This is a genomic window from Burkholderia sp. LK4 (assembly GCF_001043615.1).
Taxonomy (GTDB): Bacteria; Pseudomonadota; Gammaproteobacteria; order Burkholderiales; family Burkholderiaceae; genus Burkholderia; species Burkholderia cepacia.
The window spans coordinates 134880-156452 of sequence record NZ_LDUL01000047.1 but is presented as its reverse complement, the minus strand read 5'-3'; the positions used below and the strand labels follow the sequence as shown (position 1 = coordinate 156452).

The following is a 21573-nucleotide window of genomic DNA, read 5'->3' as shown; positions in this document are numbered from 1 at the left end:
GGAGAGACGATCATGAAAAGGCCCCCGTTTCGCCGTTCGCGCACCCGTGGCGTGGCCGCCGTCGAGTTCGCGATCGTGCTGATTCCGATGATCCTGCTCGCGACCGGCGTGGCCGAGTTCGGCCGCGCGATCTACCAGTACGAGACGCTGACCAAGGCGACCCGCGACGCGGCGCGCTACCTGTCGATCTGGCTGCCGACCGACAGCGCGTATCCGGTGTCGGCGGCGCAGTGCCTCGTCGTCTACGGCAGCACGACGTGCGGCTCGGCCGGCACCGAACTGGTTCCGGGGCTCACGACGTCGATGGTGACCATCTGCGACGCGCAGCATACGACCGGTTGCAGCGACGCGTCCGACCCGGCGCAATTCTCGAACCTGCCGACCTACGACTCGAACAACAATGCGGCGAGCGGCTCGGCGACAGGTGCGATCAATGTCGTCGAGGTGAAGATCAAGGGCTACACGTACCAGCCGATCCCCGCGTATCCGGGGCTGACGTCGATCCCGTTCGGCAACATCGTCACCGTGATGAGGCAAGTGTCATGAGCGCGCGCCCAGCCCCCCTGTCACGCCGGCGCGGCCAACGCGGCTCGACGATCGTCGAGTTCGGGCTCATCGCGTCGGTCCTGGTCATGCTGCTGATCGGCATCTTCGAATTCGGTCGCGTGCTGTTCTACTGGAGTACCGCGAGCGAGGCCGTGCGCCTCGGTGCGCGCACGGCGGTGGTCTGCGACGTCAATGCCGCCGGTGTCGCGAAACGCGTGACGGCGCTGCTGCCGCTGCTGTCGAACGCGAACGTGTCGGTGAACTACTCGCCGGCGAGCTGTACCGTGAACACCTGCGCGTTCGTGACGGTGAGCGTCACGAACGTCACGGTCAAGACGATGATCCCGTTCATGAACGTGTCGGTGAAGATGCCGCCGTTCACGACGACGCTGCCGCGCGAAAGCCTGACTTCCGCGACCGGCGGTGCAAACTGCAATTGATCGAACAGGCGAGGCACACGACATGATCAACATCCTCGTAGCTTCCGACGATACCGCGCGGCTCACGCAGATCGCGCGCCTCGTGACCGACTGCGGACGCTATCGCGCCACACGCGCGACCGGCCGGCCGTCGCAGATCGAGCATCGCACCGACGGGCTCGACGCGTTCGACATCCTGCTGGTCGATGGCACGTCGCTCGACGCGCCCGAGCTGGCGGCCATCGAGCGGATCTGCCGGGTTCACACCGGGCTGACCTGCATCCTCGTGACGGCGGATGCGTCGCCGCACGTGCTGCTCGACGCGATGCGCGCGGGCGCGCGCGACGTGCTGCAATGGCCGCTCGACCTGCAGGCGCTCGGCAATGCGCTCGAACGCGCGGCCGCGCAAAGCACGCGGCGCGACACCGACGATACGCGGATCGTGTCGTTCATGTCGTGCAAGGGCGGGGCCGGCACGAGCTTCGCGGCCAGCAACATCGCTTTCGAGATCGCGGAAGGCTTCAAGCGTCGCGTGCTGCTGATCGACCTGAACCAGCAGTTCGCCGACGCGGCGTTCCTCGTCAGCGACGAAACCCCGCCGTCGACGCTGCCGCAGCTGTGTGCGCAGATCGAGCGGCTCGACAGCGCGTTCCTCGATGCGAGCGTCGCGCGCGTGACGGAGAACTTCCACGTGCTCGCCGGCGCCGGCGACCCGGTCAAGGCCGCCGAGATGCGCGAGGACGCGCTCGAATGGATCCTCGGCGTCGCCGCGCCGCGCTACGACTTCGTGCTCTTCGACCTGGGCGTCTGCATCAATCCGCTGTCGATGGTCGCGCTCGATCGCAGCGACCAGATCCAGCTCGTGATGCAACCCGCGATGCCGCACGTGCGTGCGGGCCGCCGGCTGCTGGAGATCCTCGTGTCGCTCGGTTATTCGACCGACCAGATGCGGCTCGTCCTGAACCGCGCGACGCGCGCGAGCGACCGGACCCGCACCGCGCTCGAGGAAGTGCTCGGCCTGCAGGCGGCCTGCACGATTCCGGACGATGTCGACACCGTGCTCGAAGCGATCAACCAGGGCCACCCGGTGTCGCGTCTCGCGCGCGGCACGACGGTCGCGCGTGCGCTGCAGGGATACGCGAAGCAGCTCGTCGAAGGGGAGGTGCGCGTGGGGCGCGGCACCAAGCACAGCGAACCGCTGATGTCCCGGCTGTTCGGCCGCAAGGCCACGCCGAAGCTCAAGTCCATGTAAATCTTTCGGGGAACCATCATGTCATTGCGCGAACAGATGTCGTTGCACCGGGCCCAGCCGCTGGCGGCGGGCAACGAACCGGCCGGCCCGGCGCATTCGTCGGTACGCGACGCGTACCAGAAGCTGCGCCGCGAAATTCACCTGGCGGTGCTCGAGCGCGTCGAGCTGGAGCGCCTGTCGCGGTTGCAGCAGGATCAGGTCCGGCAGGAAATCGCCGGGCTGATCTCGCGCATCCTCGACGACGAACGGATGCCCGCGAACGACATCGAGCGGCGGCAGCTCGCGATCGACGTGTACGACGAGATGTTCGGCTTCGGTCCGCTCGAAGCGCTGCTGCGCGACCCCGGCATTTCCGACATCCTCGTGAACACGTACCGGCAGGTCTATGTCGAGCGCGCCGGCCAGCTCGAACTGACCGACGTGACGTTCTACGACGATGCGCACCTGATGAAGGTGATCGAGAAGATCGTGTCGCGCGTCGGGCGCCGCATCGACGAATCGAGCCCGATGGTCGACGCACGCCTGCCGGACGGCTCGCGCGTGAACGCGATCATCCCGCCGTCCGCGATCGACGGGCCGCTGATGTCGATCCGGCGCTTCGCGGTCAACCCGCTGAAGATGGACGACCTCGTGCGCTACCACAGCCTGACGCCGCCGATGGCCGAACTGCTCGATGCGCTGTCGCGTGCGAAGGTGAACGTGCTGGTGTCGGGCGGCACCGGCAGCGGCAAGACCACGCTGCTCAACATCCTGTCCGGCTACATTCCGCGCAACGAGCGGATCGTGACGATCGAGGACGCCGCCGAGCTGCAACTGCAGCAGCCGCACGTGCTGCGGCTCGAAACGCGCCCGCCGAACATCGAGGGCAAGGGCGAGATCACGCAGCGCACGCTGGTGCGCAACGCGCTGCGGATGCGCCCCGACCGGATCATCCTCGGCGAAGTGCGCGGCGCCGAAGCGCTCGACATGCTCAATGCGATGAACACCGGCCACGAAGGCTCGCTCGCGACGATCCACGCGAACACGCCGCGCGACGCGCTGACGCGGCTCGAGAACATGATCAGCGTCTCCGGCCTGACGCTGCCGCCGAAGACGATGCGCCAGCAGATCGCATCGGCGATCTCGGTGGTCGTGCAGGCGGCGCGGCTGACGGACGGCAAGCGCAAGATCGTCAGCATCCAGGAGCTGACCGGGATGGAGGGCGACATCATCAACATGCAGGAGATCTTCACGTTCAAGCGCACGGGCGTGGACCGCGACGGCTCGGTACGCGGCCACTTCTGCGCGACCGGCGTGCGGCCGAAGTTCGTCGAGCGGCTGCAGGCGTTCGGCATCAACCTGCCGGATTCGCTGTACGACCCGTCGCAGCGTTACGAGACGAACTGACGACATGGCGCCGCTAACCGCCGGGGAGACCTCATGAACACGATCTTTTACGCCTTTGTGATTCTCATGTTCGTCGCGGTCGTGCTGACGATCGAAGGCACCTATCAATGGTGGAACGCGCGGCACGGCGCTGCCGCGCGCCGGATCGAGTCGCGCATTCGCGCGATGTCGGCCGGCGGCAACGTCCAGCAGGAGCGGCTGTCGATCCTGAAGAAACGGATGCTCGACGAGTCGAAGCCGTTCGACCAGTTGCTGCTGCGCGTGCCGCGCGTGCAGGCGCTCGATCTCCTGATCCAGCAATCGGGCCTCGACTGGACGCTGTCGAAGCTGATCGTGCTCAGCGCGGTGTTTCCGGCGATCGCGTGGGTCGCGCTGAGTTTCGCCACGTTGCCGCAGCTGGCTGCGCTGCCGATCGCGCTATGTGCCGGATGCCTGCCGGCGATGGTCGTGATGCGCGCCCGCCGGCGGCGGATGCGCAAGCTCGAAAGGCAGTTGCCGGACATCTGCGACATGATTTCGCGCGCGCTGCGTTCCGGTCATTCGTTCACGAGCACGCTCGGGATGGTGAGCGAGGAGTTTCCCGATCCGATGGGCGGCGAGTTCCGGGTCACGTTCGACGAGGTCAACTACGGCGTGTCGCTGCACGACGCGTTGATGAATCTCGCGACCCGCGTGCCGGTGCAGGACCTGCGCTATTTCGTGATCGCGGTGCTGATCCAGCGCGAGACCGGCGGCAACCTGGCCGAGCTGCTCGACAGCATCTCCGCGCTGATCCGCGAGCGCTTCAAGCTGTTCGACAAGGTGCGTGTGCTGTCGGCGGAAGGGCGGCTGTCGGCGTGGATCCTCGGGCTGCTGCCGTTCGGTACGGCCGGGGCGATCGCGGTGATGAACCGCGAGTTCCTGTCGGTGCTCTGGGAAGATCCGGCCGGGATCAGGATGGTCGGCACGATGCTGGTGACGATGCTCTTTGGCCTGCTGTGGATCCGCCGCATTGTCCGGATTCGCGTCTGACGCGTGAGCTGAATAACGAACCGTAGCGAGACTGTCATGCAAAACCTGAGCGTAGTCCACGCCGTGATGCTGGGCGGCCTGTTCATCTTCGTGGCCGGCGGCGCCCTGATCGGGATGCTGCTGTTCGCGCCGCGCAATATCCAGCGCCGGATCCAGCAGGCCGGCGGCGCCGGCACGGGCCCCGGCGACAGCGACGACCTGGCATCGCGCTGGGTCGCGAAGCTGGTGGAGCTGTCCACCCCGATCTCCAGGCTGTCGGTGCCGAAGGACGGTTGGGAGAATTCGCCGCTGCGCATCCGGCTCATGAACGCCGGCTGGCGCAACCCGAGCGCGGCGGCGCTGTACTTCACCGCGAAGACGATGCTCGCGCTCGCCGTGCCGTGCGCGGCGCTGCTGGTGCTGATCACGACCCGGCTCGGGGATCAGCGCGAACTCCTGTCGGTCATCCTCGTCGTGCTCGCCGGGATCGGCTACTACATCCCGAACATCGTGTTGTCGCAGCGGATCAAGGTGCGCCAGCAGAAGATCTTCGAGGATTTCCCGGACGCGCTCGACCTGCTCACGGTGTGCGTCGAAGCGGGGCTGGGGCTCGACGCGGCGCTGATGAAGGTGAGCGAGGAGCTGCGGTTCAGCAGCGAGGTGGTCTCGAGCGAACTCGACCTGCTGCTGCTCGAGATGCGCTCCGGCTTCACGAAGGAGACGGCACTGCGCAATCTCGCGTTGCGTACCGGCGTCGAGGACATCGAATCGTTCTGCGCGATGCTGATCCAGGCCGATCGTTTTGGCACGAGCATCAGCGAATCGCTGCGCGTGCTGTCGGACATGCTGCGCACGCGGCGCCGGATGCGCGCGGAGGAGCGGGCCGCGAAGATTGCGTTGAAACTGCTGTTCCCGCTGATCTTCTGCATCTTTCCGTCGCTGATGCTGGTGCTGCTCGGGCCGGCGATGATTCACGTCTATCGCGTGCTGTTGCCGACGTTCGTCGGGATGTCGCAGTAAGCGGCGAACCGGCGTTACGCCGGGATCGGCGGAAACGTCGATGAAGGATTCGCGTGCCGGGCGGCCACCGCCGCCGGCCGGCACGGCAACAGGCTTCATGGAGGCTCCCTCCCCAGGCGGCGCCGCGAGACAGGTTGACCATAGCGACGTCAATGCATCCTGGACCCATGGTCGGCCATGGAACTAGCCGTAGTCCACCGCCTGATCGGCTGCCCCCTACTGCTAACCTGAATGCCGGCGAAGTTTGCCGGCATCACGTTGTACGCGATGCAGCGGAGGTCGCGGATCACGACCGGTGTGCGCGCGGGGGGCACAGCCGCCATTCGCCCGGTCTCGGCCCTCACTGAAAGTGATGCACGTACCGCAGCACCATCCGCGTGCCCTGCGGCCGGTTCCGCGCATAGGTCTCGAAATATGCGTTGAACATCAGGTGATCCTGCTGCGAGAAGCTGTACATGGCCCCCGGGCCGATCGCGAACACGGCCTCCCGCGTGCCCGGCACGTCCTGCCCGTTTTCCTTCATGTCGGTGGTCTGTCGCAGCCAGTAGCCGTTGATCCCCAGCCGCAGGCCGGGCCGCACCTCGTACTCGGTCGCGAAGTTCGCGTGGATCGCCTGGCCGGCCTGCGTCGATGTGACGTCCGGGCCGAGCGACGTGGCCGGCCGATGGTTGGTCGTGTTCCACAGATAGTGCAGCCGCCACGACACGGTCCATTTCGGCGTGAGCCACAGTGTCGCGGCCCAGTACGGATCGAACGACCAGAAATGGCTGCCGGGGTTGATTGCACGCGACGGATCGTACGCGCCGGTCGGCGCGATGAACTGGAATTCCACGCGCTGCGCGAAACGCGGGCCTTGCGCGCCCATCACCGGGTCGAACTGGACGAACGGGCCGATCAGCAGGTCGCCGAAGCCGGCACGCGCATTCAGCGCGACGTTGCCGATGCCGTCGTCGGTCCGCGCCGACGCGATCCACGGCAGGATCACGTCGAGGCCCGGATGCATGCCCGCGAACGTCAGCGGCGACTGATAGACGAGCTGGCTCAGCCCCGCGAACAGGTCGATGTCCTGCTTCGGCAACCCGACCTTGTTGCCCGCGTTGTCGTTGACGCGGCCGGCCGTGTAGTACTGCAGGTACTGCGTGCCGTACCAGCCGGAGCCGGCCGGCGGCATGCCGTCGAGGAAGCTGGTCATGCCGAGGTTGACCGCCGGCAGGTCGGTTGCGCGGGCCGGCGCGCTTGCGGCCATGCCGGCGATCGAGAGGCCCGCGACGACGAGCAGGCGAGAGCCGAATTTCATGTTCACCACCTCCTGGTTATTTATCTGTATAACTAATCAAACGGTGCGAAAAAGATCGGGATGATCGGCGATCGCACGATACTGGCCCGCATGAAACACGAGCGGCGCCTTGCCGAACGCGTCGAACTGTTCGATCTGGCCGATGAAGAGCAGGTGATCGCCGCCTTCGTAGTGGCCGACGTTGCGGCACACGAAGCGCGCGCTCGCGCCGTCGAGGCAGGGCACGCCGCCGGCTTCCGAATCCGCATGCGGCACGCCGTCGAACTTGTCGGCGCTGGGCGTCGCGAAGCGGCGCGACAGGTCGATCTGGTCGTGCGCGAGGATGTTGATCGCGAAATGGGTGGCCGCGACGAAATCCGGGCGGCTCGGCGCGAGCTTGCGAAGGCTCCACAGCACGAGCGGCGGATCGAGCGACAGCGACGAGAACGAATTGGCGGTCAGGCCCACCTTGCGGCCGTCGGCCGCGCACGTGGTGATCACGGTGACGCCGGTCGGGAACTGCCCGAACGCGGCGCGCAGCTGCATCGGGTCGAGGGTCGGGGGGGCGGTAGCGATCGTTTCCATGCCGGTCACTCCGAACGTGCGCTGTGTTCGCGGATGAACGCCGCGCAGGCCGACGGCTCGAACCACCACGGCGAGAACCGGCGCGGATCGTCGAAGCCGTCGACGATCGCCGCGGCGAGCGACGGCAACTGGCCGGCCGCGCCGAGCAGTTCGAGGATGTGCGGCGGCGGCGGGGTGAGCAGCGAGTTGGTCCAGCGCACGACATGCTGCGCATAGGCCCAGTAGCCTTCGAACGTCTGCTGCATCCAGTCTTCACCGAACGGCGCGGCATCGCGGGCGACGATCGCATCGAAATATGCGTTCGCGCATTTCGCGGCGTTGTTCGAGCCTTGCCCGGTGATCGGATCGTTGACGACCACCGCATCGGCCATCCCGAACACCGTGCGGCCCGACGGCAGCCGGAAGAACGGCTTGCGCACCGTCGGCGCGAAGCGCCCGGCCAGCGTGCCGTTCGGATCGGTGAGCTCGACGTCGCGGCAGCGCTCGAATTCCCACGGCACGTATTGCCGCAGGAACGACAGGCTCCGGTCCAGATGCTGCTCGGGCGTCTTCACGTCGGCCCAGCAGTCGAGCGGGCCGCCCGGAATGCCTTCGAACACCATGATTTCGCACGGGCCCGTCGTGGTCAGCGCGGGGAACACGAAATACTCGCCGATGCCGGGCAGCAGGTTGAAGCGCACGCGCGAATACGGCTGGCTCGGCGTCATCCCTTTCACATAGGTGAGGGCCAGCGCACGTTGCGGGCGGTCGAACGCGCTGCGCGCGTCGTCGCGGCCGAGCAAGTTGACGATCTCGCCCTTACCGGCCGCGAGCAGCACGAGGTCGTGGCTGCGCGCCAGTTCCTCGAGTTCGGGCACGCCGATGTCGCCGATGCGCACGTCCGCGCCACGGCGGCGCACGCCGTCGAGCCAGTAGGCCATTTTCACGCGCTGGTCGACCGACTGCGCATAGCGGGTCAGCCGCGACGACCAGTCGATCGCCTTGCGGCCGCCGCCGTCCGGATGCGGCACCGCGATGCCGATTCCTTCGACGGACGGGCACGCTTCCTCCCAGGTGTTCAGGCCGAGGTCGCGCTCGATCTGCAGCGCGGTATGGAACATGCACTGGCTCGACATGACCTTGCCCGTGCGGATCTGTTCGGCGTCGCGGTTGGTCGCGAGCGTCACGTGATAGCCCTGGCCGAGCAGGGCGAAGGCGAGTTGCAGGCCGGACTGGCCGGCGCCGACGATGGCGATGCGTCTCATGGGGTTGTCCTTGGTAGGCCGGAGGCCGGCCGGAATGATTGCGGGAAGGTGTGGCGGGAAACGGTCACTCCGCGAGCCGCGGAATGGCCGGCACCGCCTGTTCGGGGCCCATCGCGGAATAACCGCCATCGACCGCGTAGTCGGCGCCTGTCACGAAGCTCGCCGCGTCGCTGCACAGGAAGGTCACGACCTGCGCGACCTCGGACGGATCGCCGACGCGGCCGAGCAGGTGGAACGGCGCGGCGACGCGATCGGTCTTCGCGCGGTCGCCGTGCGTCAGCTCGTCCATCACGCGCGACCACGTCCATCCCGGCGATACCGAGTTGACGCGAATGCGCTCGGGCGCGAGATCCATCGCCATGCTGCGCGTGAGCTGGCGGATCGCCGCCTTGGACGTCGGGTACAGCCAGCGGCCGGTCTGCGCGCACTCGGCCGAGATCGAGCTGAAGTTCACGATCGCGCCGCCGCCGCGCCGGGCCATGTGCGGATGCACGGCCTTCGCGAGCATCGCGGCCGACACGACGTTGACGTCCATCGCGGCGAGCCAGTCGTTGCGGGTCGCCTGGATGCCGTTGTCGACGTAGCTGCACGCGAGGTTGACGAGCACGTCGATTGCGCCGAACCGCTCGACGATGGCCGATATCGCACGTTCGATCGCGCGATCGTCGGTGATGTCGAGCGCGACGAACATCGCCTTGTCGCCGAGGGAACCCGCGACGCGCGCGCCGTTGTCCGCATCGAGATCGAGGATCGCGACGCATGCACCGGCGCGGCTCAGGTCCTGCGCGACCGCAGCGCCGATCAGCGTGGCGCCGCCGGTGACGATCGCGACTTTGCCAGCAAGGGCAGTCATGGGGTGTCTCCGTGAATCGTGGGGTGAGGGAGGGGGCGCGTCAGTGCGCACCCGTCGACGGCTCGCTGTCCTGCCAGCGGCGCATCAGGCCGTTCGACGGCACGGTTTCGTCGAGCAGCTTGCGGGCCGTCTCGACGCCCGCGACCGGCAGGCCGGCCGGATCGAGCAGGCCGATCTGCACGAGCACGCTCGCCTGGTCCCAGTAGATGTGCTCGTGATAGAGCTTGTCGCCGCGAAACTTGACGATCGCGACGAGTGGAATCTCGACGCGCTTGCCGGTGGGCGCGACGCCCGGCAGCATCCAGTCGATCTCGGTAGTGTGCGTGAAGCAGAACAGCAGCTCGTCGACGACCTGGCTCGCGCCGATCGTGCGCGAGATCGGGGTGATCGTCGTGTCGGGCGGATTCGCATGCACGAAGTGATGCGTGTAGAAGCGCTTGAGCTCGTCGTGGCCGACGCCGCCCGTCAGCGTCGGAACATGGTTGACGTACGGCTCGGCGACCATCGTCGCCATCGTGGCATCGACGTTGCGCGTGGCGAATTCGTGTTCGAGATGCGCTTCCCACAGTGTGGACAGGTCGTAGTGCGGGCCGAGCGCGGCGCGGAACGCGGCGATCGCGCGCTGGTGGGCCATGACCGCGGCGGCCTTGTCGAAATGATCGCCGCCGACGCGGGCGAACGCGTGATCGACGCCCGGGTACACATACACTTCGACGCCGTCGCGGCCGGACAGCGCGTCGGCGATGCGCTGCTGCGCGTCGGGCGGGCAGAAGCGGTCCAGCCCCGCGATCTGCAGCACGAGCCGGCCCTGCAGGTGCGCGGCCTCGTCCAGCGCCTGCTCGATGCCCACGCCGTAGTAGCTGACCGCCGCGGCCACGCCCGGCAGCCGGCACGCGGCGAGATAGGCGAGCTTGCCGCCGAGGCAGTAGCCGAGCACGCCGGCTTCACCCGTGCATTCCGGCTGCTGCCTGAGCGCGTCCAGCGCGGCACCGATGTCCTCGACGCCCTTGTCCTCGTCGAATTCGCGATACAGGGCCATCGCGCGCTCCACATCGGCTGCCGCATGGCCGAGCTCGATCCCCGGCGCCTGGCGCCAGAACAGGTCGGGCACGAGCACCGTATAACCTTCCTCCGCGTAGTAGTCGGCGGCTTCCCGCATCGTCGCGTTCGCGCCGAAGATCTCGTGGCACAGCACGATGCCCGGCCCCTTGCCGCCGGCCGGCGTGCTCAGGTAGGCGCGAAACGTTCCGCCGTCCGGCGACGGAATCTCGATGTGACGTCCTTTCATCTGTCCCTCCGTTGAATTCATTGCTGCGACGAGCCCAGTATTGGCGGACGAAACGTGCGCTTCTATCCGCTTTCTTCGGCCGGTATCCGCGAATTCCGGAAACCTGCGGCACCGGCCGCCGCGCGTGGGCAGGCGCGCGGCCGACTGCGGGTATGTGCGGATGCTGAAAGCCCGCACAGTTTTCTACGATGCGCGAACGGTCCGTTTCTTGCGTCGTTTGCGCGGGACTTGCGTGCTTTGGCGGCCGGACTGTCCGGATACTCCGGGCGCTATCCGGATCGTGCGGCGAATGCCCCCACACCGGGAACGCATGCACGGCGCGAGTGCAACCGAGCATGACGGGAGAACATCGATGGCGCAATTTTCCGGAACGGGCTGGCTGGACGACACCGCCTGTTTCAATCACGACAACCTGCTGCTGCAGTCGAACGATGTCGACGAGGTGCGCGCGCGTGTCGCCGACGTCTTCAAGCCGCACCGGCTCACGCCGACCGGCGAGTCGCGCGCGCTGCACAGCTGCATGCATCATGCGCGCTGGGGCAACCTGTCGTTGAACCTGCTCGATTACGGCGGCGGGGTCAGCATCGAGCCCGGGCCGCTCGAGCACTTCTTCCTGTTGCAGATCCCGTTGCGCGGCGACGCGGAGATCGAGTGCGGATCGGCGCGTTTCGTGTCGTCGCCGGGCACCGCGTCGTTGATCTCGCCGACGCTGCCGCTGAAGATGCGCTGGGGCGACGCGTGCCCGCAAGTCATCCTGCGCATCGAGCGCGAAGTGATGGAGCGCCATGCGCAGCGGCATTTCGGCGACGACCGGCGCGCGCCGGTCGAATTCGAACCGGCATTCAGCCTGTCGTCGTCGCAAGGGGCGTGTCTCGCGCAGTTGCTGCCGGTCCTCGCCGGCGCGATCGCGACGGACGCGCATCCGCTGCGTCATCCGCTCGCGTTCGAGCCGCTCGAATCGACGCTGCTCAACCTGCTGCTGCACGGCCACCCGAACAGCGCGCGCAACGGCACGCGGCACCTGCCGGTGGCGCTCGCGCCGTTCTATGTGCGGCGCGTCGAGGATTACATCCGCGCCCATCTCGACGAGCCGCTGACGATCGAGCGGCTCGCCGAACTCGCCGGCGTGAGCCCGAGCACGCTGTTCGCCGGCTTCCGCCATCGCCACGGGATCACGCCGATGGGCTTCGTGCGGCAGTTGCGGCTGCAACGTGTGCGCGAGGAACTGCTGGCCGACGAGTCGCCGGGGCTCGCATCGGTGACGGACATCGCGCTGAAGTGGGGTTTCGCGCACCTCGGGCGGTTCGCGATCGAGTACAAGCGGGCGTTCGGCGAGTCGCCGTCGGCGACGCTCAGGATGCGGCGCGTGCGCGTTTAGACCCTCCGGCGGCAGCCCACGGCCGCTCCCGGGGCGCATGCAGCCTGGCGTTGCTGTCTTTCACCCGCCTTCCACGAGGGCCGCCGCATGGATCGATCCCGCGCCGGCCCCGCCTCCAAAGCGCCAGACGCCGGCTTTTCCCGCCGGCGCACTTTTTTAAAGACTCCGTTACGTTCGCCCGGTATGATCGCTGCGCTCGCGAACGACGCCATTGGCCGTTGCATGCCGACTCGCGCGCAACCAGCATCGCCGGCATGACAACACAGGGCGGGCGCCGGCGCTGCGTCGCGCCGAGATCGCGCCGCGATCGGGTCGAATCGGCCACCAGCACGACGGAGCATGGAACGATGGTAACGGGGACGGGGGCGGCGAAACGCGCGATGGCGATCGCCGCCGGAGGCGCGTTGTACGTGGCGGCAGCGGGCGGCGCGCACGCGCAGGCATCGGGTGCGGCAGCGGCGCCGCCGGCGGCCGTGCTGCCGGAGATCGACGTGACGGGGAAGGGCGACCGCTCGTCGAGCGGGCTCGTCGGGCTGCGCACCACGGCCGGCACGAAAACCGACACGCCGGTGGCCGAAGTGCCGCAGACGATCAACATCGTGACCGCGCAGCAGATCGAGATGACCGGCGCGACCGACCTGAACCAGGCGCTGCGCTACGTGCCGGGATTCGCGACGTTCGGTGCCGACAGCCGCACCGACTCGTATGCGGCGCTGCGCGGCTTCACGCCGACGCTGTACGTCGACGGCGTGGCCGCGCCGCATACGGCCGTGATCGCGGACTGGCGCGTCGACCCGTACACGATCGACTCGATCGCGGTGCTGCGCGGGCCGACGTCGGTGCTGTACGGCGCGGGCGAGCCCGGCGCGATCGTCGACGCGCACACGAAGCTCGCCGACGGCGAACGCGTCCGTGAAGCCGGCGTGCAGATCGGCAACGACGCGCGCAAGCAATTCATGGTCGATGTCGGCGATACGCTCGACCCGGACGGCCGGTACGCGTATCGCTTCGTCGGCGTGGCGCGCGACGGCAACGCGGAAACCGGCCCGAACGGCGACCGTCGCGTCGCGCTGGCGCCGTCGTTCCGCTGGCGGCCGAACGCCGACACGTCGCTGACGCTCTCGGCGACGTTCCTGCAGGACAGCGGCGATATTTCGTCGAACTTCCTGCCCGCGTCGGGCACGGTGCTGCCGAACCCGAACGGCCGCCTGTCGCAGGACATCTACATGGGCGACCCCGGGTTCAACGACTACCGGAAGAAACAGTGGTCGCTCGGCTACGCGCTGGAGCACCGCGTGAACGCGATCTGGTCGCTGCACCAGGACGTGCGCTGGTCGCACCTGTCGCTCGACGACGCGACGGTGTTCGGCAACGGCTTCGCGCCCCGCAGCACCACCAACATGATGCGTACCGCGGGGCTGTTCCAGCTCAACTATAGCCGGCTCGACATCGACAACCACGCGCAGGCCCGCTTCGGCACGGGGCCGCTCGAACATACGCTGCTGCTCGGCGCGCAATACGACCGGCAGACGACGACCAACAGCGTGTGGCTTGCGATCGCGCCGTCGCTCAACCTGTATCACCCCGTGTACCGGCCCGTCACGGACGCGATTTTCTCCGGCCCGACGTCGCTCGGCCACGTCGACCAGTACACGGCGATGAACACGTTCGGCGTATACGCGCAAGACCAGATCCGCTGGAAGCGCTGGACGCTGACGCTCGGTGGCCGCGAGGATTTCGTCAATGCGCGGTTCGACGACCGGACGGCCGGCAAGCAGGCGCGGCAGGACGTCAGTGCGTTCTCCGGGCGCGTCGGGCTCACCTATCGGGGCGACGCCGGGCTGTCGCCGTATGTGAGCCATTCGACGTCGTTCGATCCCGTCATCGGCGTGCGGCTGTATGGCGGCGGGCTGCCGAAGCCGACACGCGGCACGCAGACGGAAGCCGGGTTGCGCTGGCAGCCGCCGGGCCGGAACCTGATGCTGAGTGCGGCCCTTTACCAGATCGACCAGACCAACGTCGCGACGCCGACGCCGGTCAATCTCGACCCGACCGGCACGACGTCCGTGCAGACCGGCAAGGTCCGCTCGCGCGGGATCGAGCTGAGCGCGGTCGGCAAGGTCACCCGCGAGCTGTCGATCGTCGCGTCGTACGTCCATCAGGACGTCAAGAACGTGCAGGCGAACGACGCGTCGCTGAACCACTGGCCGGTGGCCGTGCCGCTGCCGCGGCAGATGGCTTCGATGTGGGCCGACTGGACCTGGCGCGCGGGCGCGCTGTCGGGCCTCGGGTTCGGCGGCGGCGTGCGTTACCAGAGCGCGTCGGCGGGCGCGCCCGACAACTCGCTGACGGTGCCGAGCGTGACGCTGGTCGACCTGGCGCTGCACTACGAGATGCCGCACTGGCGGTTCGCGCTGAACGTCGCGAACCTGTTCGACCGGCGTTATGTCAGCGGTTGCCAGTCGTACAACGTGTGCGTGTTCGGCAACGAGCGGACCGTGCTCGCCAGCGCGAAATACAACTGGTAGGCGCGAGCGCGCGGAACGCGTCCTACGCGTCGCGTTGCGGCTCCCGGCGCGCGGCGCGTTCACCGGCGTGGCGCTGGCGCCGCCACTCGGTCGGCGTGAGGCCGAAACGTTCGCGGAATGCGGTCGCGAAATTCGCCGGCGTGGAAAAGCCGATCTCCTTCGCGATGCTGGCAATGCTGAGCGACGTCGAATCCAGCAGATCCTGCGCGATCCGCAGCCGCTCGTGCCGCAGATACTCGAACACCGTCTGGCCGAGATTGTCGCGAAACGCCCGCGACAGCCGCTTTTCATGCGTGCCGACCGCGCGTGCCAGTTGTTCCACCGTCGGCGGATCGTTCAGCGTCCGCGCCAGGTGGCGGATGGCCGCGCGCACGATGATGTCGTCGTCCTTGCCGGTCACGAACACGCTTTCCGTGTCGACGGGCCGCTCACGTGTCGCCCGCGCGAGCTGCACGCGAATCCGCGCGAGCACTTCGGCCGGCTCGAACGGCTTCACCACGTAGTCGACGCAGCCGATCTCGAACCCCTCGAGGCGTTCGTGCAACGCGCCCGCCACGGTCAGGAAGATGACCGGAATCGCGCACGTCAGCGGATCGGCGGCCAGCAGCCGGCATGCGGTGAAGCCGTCCATGCGCGGCATCCGGACATCCATCAGGATCAGGTCGGGCATGAGCGCCTGCGCGCGCTGGCACGCCTGCAGCCCGTCGGATGCAATGCTGATCCGGCACCCGGTGCCGCGCAGGATGTCGATCAGCAAGCGAAGCTGGTCGGGCTGATCGTCGACGATCAGGATATGAGCGTCGCCCAATACGGAGGTCGATGGATGCATCGTGCACCTGTTCTGGAATGGCTGCTGGCTGTGTTCCTGCGGGTGGCCGGCCCGGTTCGGATAATCGTTGGAAACTGCTCTATGGCAACGCACAAGCGCATCGATATTCGGATTTCGCGCAAACCGCGCGACAGACGACTGGTCGGCGTAATACCCGGTGTTGCTTGTATTGATCGCTGATCCGGTAAGGACGCGAAGCTTTGCCGTCGCCGCGCGTGGAAAAGGGCGCGGCCGACCGTGTCGATGCGAGCCGAATTGTAGGGGGATATTTCGATTCTTGCCAGACGCATTGACTCTATTTGCTTCATTCCGATTTTATGATTCTTCATCAGGTATTGTGATTTGCGTGAGCGGTATCGCACCTGATGCCTGTCCATTTCCGCCATTTTCATTCTTGCCCGCACGCGATCGTGCGGCTCGGCGGTTTTTCTGCGGAAATATTTTCGCCGGAATTTATTTTTAATCCGTTTCGGCAAAGCATTTGTCCGCCCGACAAAACATCTGGATTAATTTTGGCGCCACGAAATCGTTTGCGAGGTGCGAGTTTTTCACGCAACTTATTGAATGTATTGGATTTTACAATCTATAAAGAATGTCGCCTTCAATAATTCAGATGCGTGTCTCATAATTCGTCCGAACTTTGAATGCAGGGTTGCACGGGGCAGCACAAGGCACGGAGGGGCGTGACGGACGTTGCGTGATTCGGGGGCGTGGCATCAATTGATGCTCATCCGAACGCATGTCCGTAGCGCTCGGGCGCACGTCCGGTTGCCGTCGATGAAATAAGAGAAGCGGGGTTGGTCGCGGTCGGCGCGACATCAAATCAGGGGTGTCCATAACGGCGGTTGAATCTCCGGATTCAGTCGATGGGCGAGTTCGCCCATATCAAACGATATGCATTCCTAATGCATTAACCGAATTAACGGAACGGGCCGTCACACCGACGGCGTGCCCGGGATTTCGAACGTCCCGTCGCTACGGGCGGGCGATGCGTGTCGTCTTCGGCACGCTCGGGCCGGGCATCGGAATCGGGTTCCGCACTGAAGTCGTAATCGTAATTGCAGTCGTAATCGCAGCTGAATCCTTCAAGAAAATTAAGTAGTCCGTATACAAACCAGACGCTACAAAACGGAGCAGAAGACCATGAAGAGGAAGCAGATTTCGGCGCTTGCCGCCGCCATGTTCACAGGCGCAGGTGTCCTGATCGCGGGGGCCGCGCATGCGGACAACTTCGTCGACCGCGGCAACCCGGACAACGCGCTGAACGGCCAGTGCATCGACGGGACGAACCCGCTGTGCGTGTCGACCAAGAGCGGAAGCTACGTGGCGGTGAGCACGGCAAACGTCACGATGGGGACGAACGCCAGGGCCGGTACCAGCGGGATCGCGATCGGCGACCAGTCGAATGCGAGCAGCAAGGGCGGCACCAGCAGCGGCGGCGCGATTGCGATCGGCGTCGGTTCGCAGGCGCTGGCGAACTCGGCCACGGCCATCGGCACGGTAGCCGTCGCGCAAGGCAATACGTCGCTCGCCGTCGGCCGCCAGTCGGCCGCGGTCGGCGATTTCTCGATGGCGCTCGGCAACGTCGCCGATGCGCGCGGCACGAGCTCGATCGCACTCGGCCACTCGGCGCTGGCAAGCGGCGACCGTTCGGTTGCGATCGGCGGTGCGAACCCGACCTCGAGCGACGGCGTGTCGGCCGGCGCGTCGTACGACGCGGCGACACAGACGCGCGCCGGCGGCACGCAATCCGTGGCGATCGGTGCGGGCGCGCAGACGAACGACAACAACCAGGTGGCGATCGGCTCGGGCAGCGTCGGCGCCAACAACGGCGGCACGCCGGTGTTCGGCGGCACGGCCGCGCCGGTCGGCGGCGCGGTGTCGTTCGGCGCGATCGGCGCCGAGCGTCAGCTCAAGAACGTCGCGGCGGGCGCGGCCGATACGGATGCCGTCAACGTCCAGCAGCTGAAGAACGTGAACGGCACGCTCAGCACGAGCATCGCCAACGTCGACGCACGCGTGACGTCGGTCGGCAATTCGCTGTCGACCACGATTTCGAACGTCGACCAGCGTGTGACCAGCGTGGGCAACAGCCTCAGCACCAGTATCGTGACGGCGACGAAGAACGTCGTGAAATACACCGACGATTCGCACGCGGCGATCGCGCTCGACGGCAGCAACGGCACCACGATCGGCGGCGTCGCGGCCGGTGTCGCCGACACCGATGCGGTCAACGTCGGCCAGCTGAAGGGCAGTGTCGCCCCGCTGCAGACGTCCATTTCGACGGCGGCGTCGAACATCACGAACCTGCAGACCAGCGTCACGGGCATCAATACTTCGCTGAGCACGGCAACCACCAACATCAGCAACCTGCAGGCGGCCGACGCACGCAACGTCAAGTACGACGGCCAGAGCGGCTTCGATTCGGTGACGTTCGCCGGCACGAACGGCACGACGCTGCACAACGTCGCGGCCGGTGTCGCCGATACCGATGCGGTGAACGTCGGGCAACTGAACGGCGGCCTGTCGTCACTCAGCACGAGCGTGACGAACAACCTCAGCACGACGCTCGGCAACCTGAGCACGTCGATCACCAGCCAGATCGGCAACGCGACGAAGAACGCGGTGCAGTACGACGACGACGCGCACAGCGGCGTGACGCTCGGCGGCAAGGGCGCGCAGTCGCCGGTCGGCCTGCACAACGTGGCGGACGGCATTGCCGCGAGCGACGCCGTGAACGTCGGCCAGCTCGGCAAGGCGACCGATACGCTGAACCAGTCGATCACGAATGTCGGCAATCAGGTCACGACGAACACGGGCAACATCGCGGCGCTCCAGCAGGACGCGCTTCTGTGGAACGCGAACCTCGGCGCATACGATGCGAGCCACGGCGGCAACGGCCCGCAACGCATCGGCAACGTCGCGGCCGGCGTCGCCGACACCGATGCGGTCAACGTCGGTCAGTTGAACGGCAGCATCGCGCCGCTGCAATCGTCGATCTCGACCGCCGCGTCGAACATCACGAACCTGCAGAGCAACGTCACCGGCATCAACGCATCGCTGAGCACGGCGACCACCAACATCAGCAACCTGCAGGCGGCTGACGCACGCAACGTCAAGTACGACGGCCAGAGCGGCTTCGACTCGGTGACGTTCGCCGGCACGAACGGCACGACGCTGCACAATGTCGCGGCCGGTGTCGCGAACACCGACGCGGTGAACGTCGGGCAACTGAACGGCGGCCTGTCGTCGCTCAGCACGAGCGTGACGAACAACATCAATACGACGCTCGGCAACCTGAGCACGTCGATCAACAACCAGATCGGCAACGCGACGAAGAACGCGGTGCAGTACGACGATGACGCGCACAGCGGCGTGACGCTCGGCGGCAAGGGCGCGCAGTCGCCGGTCGGCCTGCACAACGTGGCGGACGGCACTGCCGCGAGCGACGCCGTGAACGTCGGCCAGCTCGGCAAGGCGACCGATACGCTGAACCAGTCGATTACGAACGTCAGCAACAACGTGACGACGCTCGGCAACCAGGTGACGACGAACACCGGCAACATCGCGGCGCTCCAGCAGGACGCGCTCCAGTGGAACGCGAACCTCGGCACCTACGACGCGAGCCACGGCGGCAACGGCCCGCAACGCATCGGCAACGTCGCGGCCGGCAAGAACGGCACGGACGCGGTCAACGTCGACCAGTTGAACGCGGCGATCCAGGACGGCACGAGCCAGCTCGACGCACTCGCCGTGAAGTACGACGACGCGAGCAAGAAGCAGGTTTCGCTCGGCGCGGGCAACGGCGGGAGCCCGGTGCGCCTGACCAACGTCGCGGAAGGCAACGTCGCGGCCGGCAGCACGGATGCTGTGAACGGCGCGCAACTGCGCCGTGCAACCGACGGCACGGCGGCCGCGCTGGGCGGCGGTGCGACGGCGAATCCGGACGGCTCGATCAGCGCGCCGGACTATAAGGTCGGCGGCGGTTCGTTCAACAATGTCGGCGACGCGCTCACGAATCTCGACGGTCGTGTTCTCAACAATACGACGACGCTCGAGAATCACGAAACGCGTATCGGCAATGCCGAAACGAACATCGCGGGCAACACGGCCGCGATCGCGGGGCTGCAGCAGGATGCGCTGCAGTTCGACCCGACGCTCGGTGCCTACAACGCGGCGCGCGGCGGTGCACCGACGAAGCTGACGAACGTGGCCGACGGCAACGTCGCCGCGGGCAGCACGGACGCGGTGAACGGCGGCCAGTTGTCGGGCGTGAAGTCGTCGCTCGAACAGCAGATCACGCAGGTATCCAACCAGGCGGGCGAGGCCGTGAAGAACGTCGTCAAGTACGACGTCGACGCGAACGGCAACCGAATGAATTCGGTATCGCTCATCGGCGGCGACGCGAACGCGGCCGTCGTGCTGAAGAACGTCGCCGCGGGCACCGCCGATACCGACGCGGTGAACGTCAAGCAGCTGAAGGGCGTGCAGTCGAGCCTCAACCAGCTCGGTGCGCTCGCGGTGCAGTACGACGACGCGTCGAAGAGCTCGATCACGCTCGGTGGCGCGGGTGGCACGCGCATCACCAACGTGCAGGCCGGCACGCTCAGCGCAACCAGCACGGATGCGGTGAACGGCTCGCAGCTCTACGCGACCAACCAGCAAGTCGCGAAGAACACGACCGACATCACGAACCTGCAGGGGAACGTGAACAACATCGCGAACGGCAAGGCCGGCCTCGTGCAGCAGCAGGACCCGAACGGCGCGATCACGGTCGGGAAGGACACCGGCGGCACCAGCGTGAACTTCTCCGGCACGTCGGGCGACCGCGTGCTGACCGGTGTCGCGGCGGGCGTGAAGGACAACGACGCGGTCAACATGGGCCAGTTCAACAACGCGCTGAAGAACGCGGCGGCCAACGACCAGATCCGCGCGGCGGCGACCGATGCGAACACGACGTGGATCGCACGTGCCGATGCGGGTTCGATCGGGTCGACGGCAACCGCAACCGGCAAGAACGCGGTGGCGGTCGGCCAGGGCTCCGTCGCCGATCGCGACAACTCGTTCTCGGTCGGTGCGAAGGGCAGCGAGCGCCAGGTCACGAACGTCGCGGCCGGCACGGCGCCGACCGACGCGGTCAACGTGCAGCAGCTGAACGACAACCTGTCGACCGCCACGTCGCAGGCGAAGGGCTACACCGACCAGCGCATCGGCCAGGTGTACAACTCGTTCAACGACCTGAAGAAGGACATGTACGGCGGCGTGGCATCGGCAATGGCCGTGGCCGGCCTGCCGCAACCGACGGGCGCGGGCCGCTCGATGGTCTCGGCGGCGACGTCGAACTATCACGGCCAGCAGGGTTTCGCCGCCGGGTACTCGTACGTGACGGAAAGCAACCGCTGGGTCGTCAAGGCGTCGGTGACGGGCAACACGCGTTCGGACTTCGGCGCGGTGGTGGGCGCGGGTTACCAGTTCTGACGTTGTCCGCGCAGTATCGATCTAACGGTGGTGTCGGGCAGCGGTCGTGATGCCCGACACCGACGGGAGATCCGTGGCCCGGGGTGAGTCTGTCGACCCCGGGCCGTCGACGCTTGATGCGTCGCGAAAAGCGGTGTGGTTATGCCGGGCCTGTCCGGCAGGCGATGCCTTCGATGGATGATCGATTCGCCGATTGTCGAGATAATCGGCGCTGGCGCAATGCGTTCCGCATTGAGCGTGTCCGAGCACGCCTTCCAGTCCCGTATGGGCGCCGACAACGAAACATGAAAACGATGAAACCCGAGAACAGGATGCTTCCCGCGCAGCGCGTCGCGTTGCCATCGGTTTTGCCGGCCGGTTATGGCGGCAGGTGCCGCTAGCGCCCGGACAATCCGCGCCGTGGGTTCGACAAGAGAACCGGCGCCCGAATCGATCGGCCGGGCAACCGGTATCGAACGGCGATATCAATTGATGCACCCGTGACCGTGCATCGGGTCACTT

The 21573-nt window shown here is 66.8% G+C and carries 15 protein-coding genes; 9 read left to right on the top strand and 6 right to left on the bottom strand.

The genetic code is table 11. From position 1 onward, the window contains the following. The first annotated feature begins 12 nt into the window (after nucleotides 1-12). The 6 genes from VK92_RS24175 to VK92_RS24150 are packed head-to-tail and all read left to right on the top strand — an operon-like array spanning nucleotide 13 to nucleotide 5613. Nucleotides 13-546, top strand: a complete 534-nt coding sequence (locus VK92_RS24175) for a TadE/TadG family type IV pilus assembly protein (RefSeq protein ID WP_048027255.1) — start codon at nucleotides 13-15, stop codon at nucleotides 544-546. Further along, complete coding sequence (locus VK92_RS24170; RefSeq protein WP_048027253.1) at nucleotides 543-986, top strand: TadE/TadG family type IV pilus assembly protein; 444 nt, start codon at nucleotides 543-545, stop codon at nucleotides 984-986. The genes VK92_RS24175 and VK92_RS24170 overlap by 4 nt, the downstream gene beginning before the upstream one ends. Before the next feature lie 22 nt (nucleotides 987-1008). Further along, complete coding sequence (locus VK92_RS24165) at nucleotides 1009-2217, top strand: AAA family ATPase (protein ID WP_048027251.1); 1209 nt, start codon at nucleotides 1009-1011, stop codon at nucleotides 2215-2217. 18 nt (nucleotides 2218-2235) lie between these two features. Further along, on the top strand, nucleotides 2236-3603 hold the full coding sequence (locus VK92_RS24160; protein WP_021158146.1) for a CpaF family protein: 1368 nt from the start codon (nucleotides 2236-2238) through the stop codon (nucleotides 3601-3603). Nucleotides 3604-3636: 33 nt separating this feature from the next. Continuing rightward, nucleotides 3637-4614, top strand: a complete 978-nt coding sequence (locus VK92_RS24155) for a type II secretion system F family protein (RefSeq protein WP_048027249.1) — start codon at nucleotides 3637-3639, stop codon at nucleotides 4612-4614. A gap of 36 nt (nucleotides 4615-4650) precedes the next feature. Further along, nucleotides 4651-5613, top strand: a complete 963-nt coding sequence (locus tag VK92_RS24150; RefSeq protein ID WP_048027247.1) for a type II secretion system F family protein — start codon at nucleotides 4651-4653, stop codon at nucleotides 5611-5613. 340 nt (nucleotides 5614-5953) lie between these two features. Here the strand turns inward: VK92_RS24150 and VK92_RS24145 are convergent, their stop codons facing one another. From VK92_RS24145 to VK92_RS24125, 5 genes are all read right to left on the bottom strand, one after another. Beyond that, a complete protein-coding gene (locus VK92_RS24145; protein ID WP_048027724.1) occupies nucleotides 5954-6910 on the bottom strand; it encodes a SphA family protein in 957 nt (318 codons plus the stop codon). 36 nt (nucleotides 6911-6946) lie between these two features. Beyond that, nucleotides 6947-7474 (bottom strand): flavin reductase family protein, encoded by a 528-nt coding sequence (locus VK92_RS24140; protein WP_021158142.1) that lies wholly within the window; start codon nucleotides 7472-7474, stop codon nucleotides 6947-6949. A gap of 5 nt (nucleotides 7475-7479) precedes the next feature. Then, a complete protein-coding gene (locus VK92_RS24135) occupies nucleotides 7480-8718 on the bottom strand; it encodes a styrene monooxygenase/indole monooxygenase family protein (RefSeq protein WP_048027246.1) in 1239 nt (412 codons plus the stop codon). Nucleotides 8719-8782: 64 nt separating this feature from the next. After that, entirely contained in the window at nucleotides 8783-9571 is a 789-nt protein-coding gene (locus VK92_RS24130) for an SDR family oxidoreductase (protein ID WP_048027245.1), read from the bottom strand. Between the two features lie 40 nt (nucleotides 9572-9611). Beyond that, on the bottom strand, nucleotides 9612-10859 hold the full coding sequence (locus VK92_RS24125) for a dienelactone hydrolase family protein (protein WP_048027244.1): 1248 nt from the start codon (nucleotides 10857-10859) through the stop codon (nucleotides 9612-9614). Between the two features lie 352 nt (nucleotides 10860-11211). Between VK92_RS24125 and VK92_RS24120 the strand changes: the two genes are divergently transcribed. Together VK92_RS24120 and VK92_RS24115 are read left to right on the top strand one after the other, a co-directional pair. Then, nucleotides 11212-12237 (top strand): AraC family transcriptional regulator, encoded by a 1026-nt coding sequence (locus VK92_RS24120; protein ID WP_048027242.1) that lies wholly within the window; start codon nucleotides 11212-11214, stop codon nucleotides 12235-12237. A 347-nt stretch (nucleotides 12238-12584) separates the two neighbouring features. Beyond that, a complete protein-coding gene (locus VK92_RS24115; RefSeq protein WP_048027241.1) occupies nucleotides 12585-14765 on the top strand; it encodes a TonB-dependent siderophore receptor in 2181 nt (726 codons plus the stop codon). Between the two features lie 22 nt (nucleotides 14766-14787). Here VK92_RS24115 and VK92_RS24110 read toward each other — a convergent pair whose 3' ends face one another. Beyond that, nucleotides 14788-15594, bottom strand: a complete 807-nt coding sequence (locus VK92_RS24110) for a response regulator transcription factor (protein ID WP_042973870.1) — start codon at nucleotides 15592-15594, stop codon at nucleotides 14788-14790. Nucleotides 15595-16737: 1143 nt separating this feature from the next. Between VK92_RS24110 and VK92_RS24105 the strand changes: the two genes are divergently transcribed. Further along, nucleotides 16738-21072 (top strand): YadA-like family protein, encoded by a 4335-nt coding sequence (locus VK92_RS24105; protein ID WP_048027239.1) that lies wholly within the window; start codon nucleotides 16738-16740, stop codon nucleotides 21070-21072. The last annotated feature ends 501 nt before the right edge of the window (nucleotides 21073-21573 follow it).

Bases quoted from the DNA above. Each gene is read 5' to 3' on its own strand.
- VK92_RS24115 (WP_048027241.1), top strand. From the start codon at position 12,585: ATGGTAACGGGGACGGGGGCGGCGAAACGCGCGATGGCGATCGCCGCC.
- VK92_RS24110 (WP_042973870.1), bottom strand. From the start codon at position 15,594: ATGCATCCATCGACCTCCGTATTGGGCGACGCTCATATCCTGATCGTC.
- VK92_RS24170 (WP_048027253.1), top strand. From the start codon at position 543: ATGAGCGCGCGCCCAGCCCCCCTGTCACGCCGGCGCGGCCAACGCGGC.
- VK92_RS24155 (WP_048027249.1), top strand. From the start codon at position 3,637: ATGAACACGATCTTTTACGCCTTTGTGATTCTCATGTTCGTCGCGGTC.
- VK92_RS24105 (WP_048027239.1), top strand. From the start codon at position 16,738: ATGAAGAGGAAGCAGATTTCGGCGCTTGCCGCCGCCATGTTCACAGGC.
- VK92_RS24145 (WP_048027724.1), bottom strand. From the start codon at position 6,910: ATGAAATTCGGCTCTCGCCTGCTCGTCGTCGCGGGCCTCTCGATCGCC.
- VK92_RS24125 (WP_048027244.1), bottom strand. From the start codon at position 10,859: ATGAAAGGACGTCACATCGAGATTCCGTCGCCGGACGGCGGAACGTTT.
- VK92_RS24120 (WP_048027242.1), top strand. From the start codon at position 11,212: ATGGCGCAATTTTCCGGAACGGGCTGGCTGGACGACACCGCCTGTTTC.
- VK92_RS24135 (WP_048027246.1), bottom strand. From the start codon at position 8,718: ATGAGACGCATCGCCATCGTCGGCGCCGGCCAGTCCGGCCTGCAACTC.
- VK92_RS24150 (WP_048027247.1), top strand. From the start codon at position 4,651: ATGCAAAACCTGAGCGTAGTCCACGCCGTGATGCTGGGCGGCCTGTTC.
- VK92_RS24165 (WP_048027251.1), top strand. From the start codon at position 1,009: ATGATCAACATCCTCGTAGCTTCCGACGATACCGCGCGGCTCACGCAG.
- VK92_RS24175 (WP_048027255.1), top strand. From the start codon at position 13: ATGAAAAGGCCCCCGTTTCGCCGTTCGCGCACCCGTGGCGTGGCCGCC.
- VK92_RS24140 (WP_021158142.1), bottom strand. From the start codon at position 7,474: ATGGAAACGATCGCTACCGCCCCCCCGACCCTCGACCCGATGCAGCTG.
- VK92_RS24130 (WP_048027245.1), bottom strand. From the start codon at position 9,571: ATGACTGCCCTTGCTGGCAAAGTCGCGATCGTCACCGGCGGCGCCACG.
- VK92_RS24160 (WP_021158146.1), top strand. From the start codon at position 2,236: ATGTCATTGCGCGAACAGATGTCGTTGCACCGGGCCCAGCCGCTGGCG.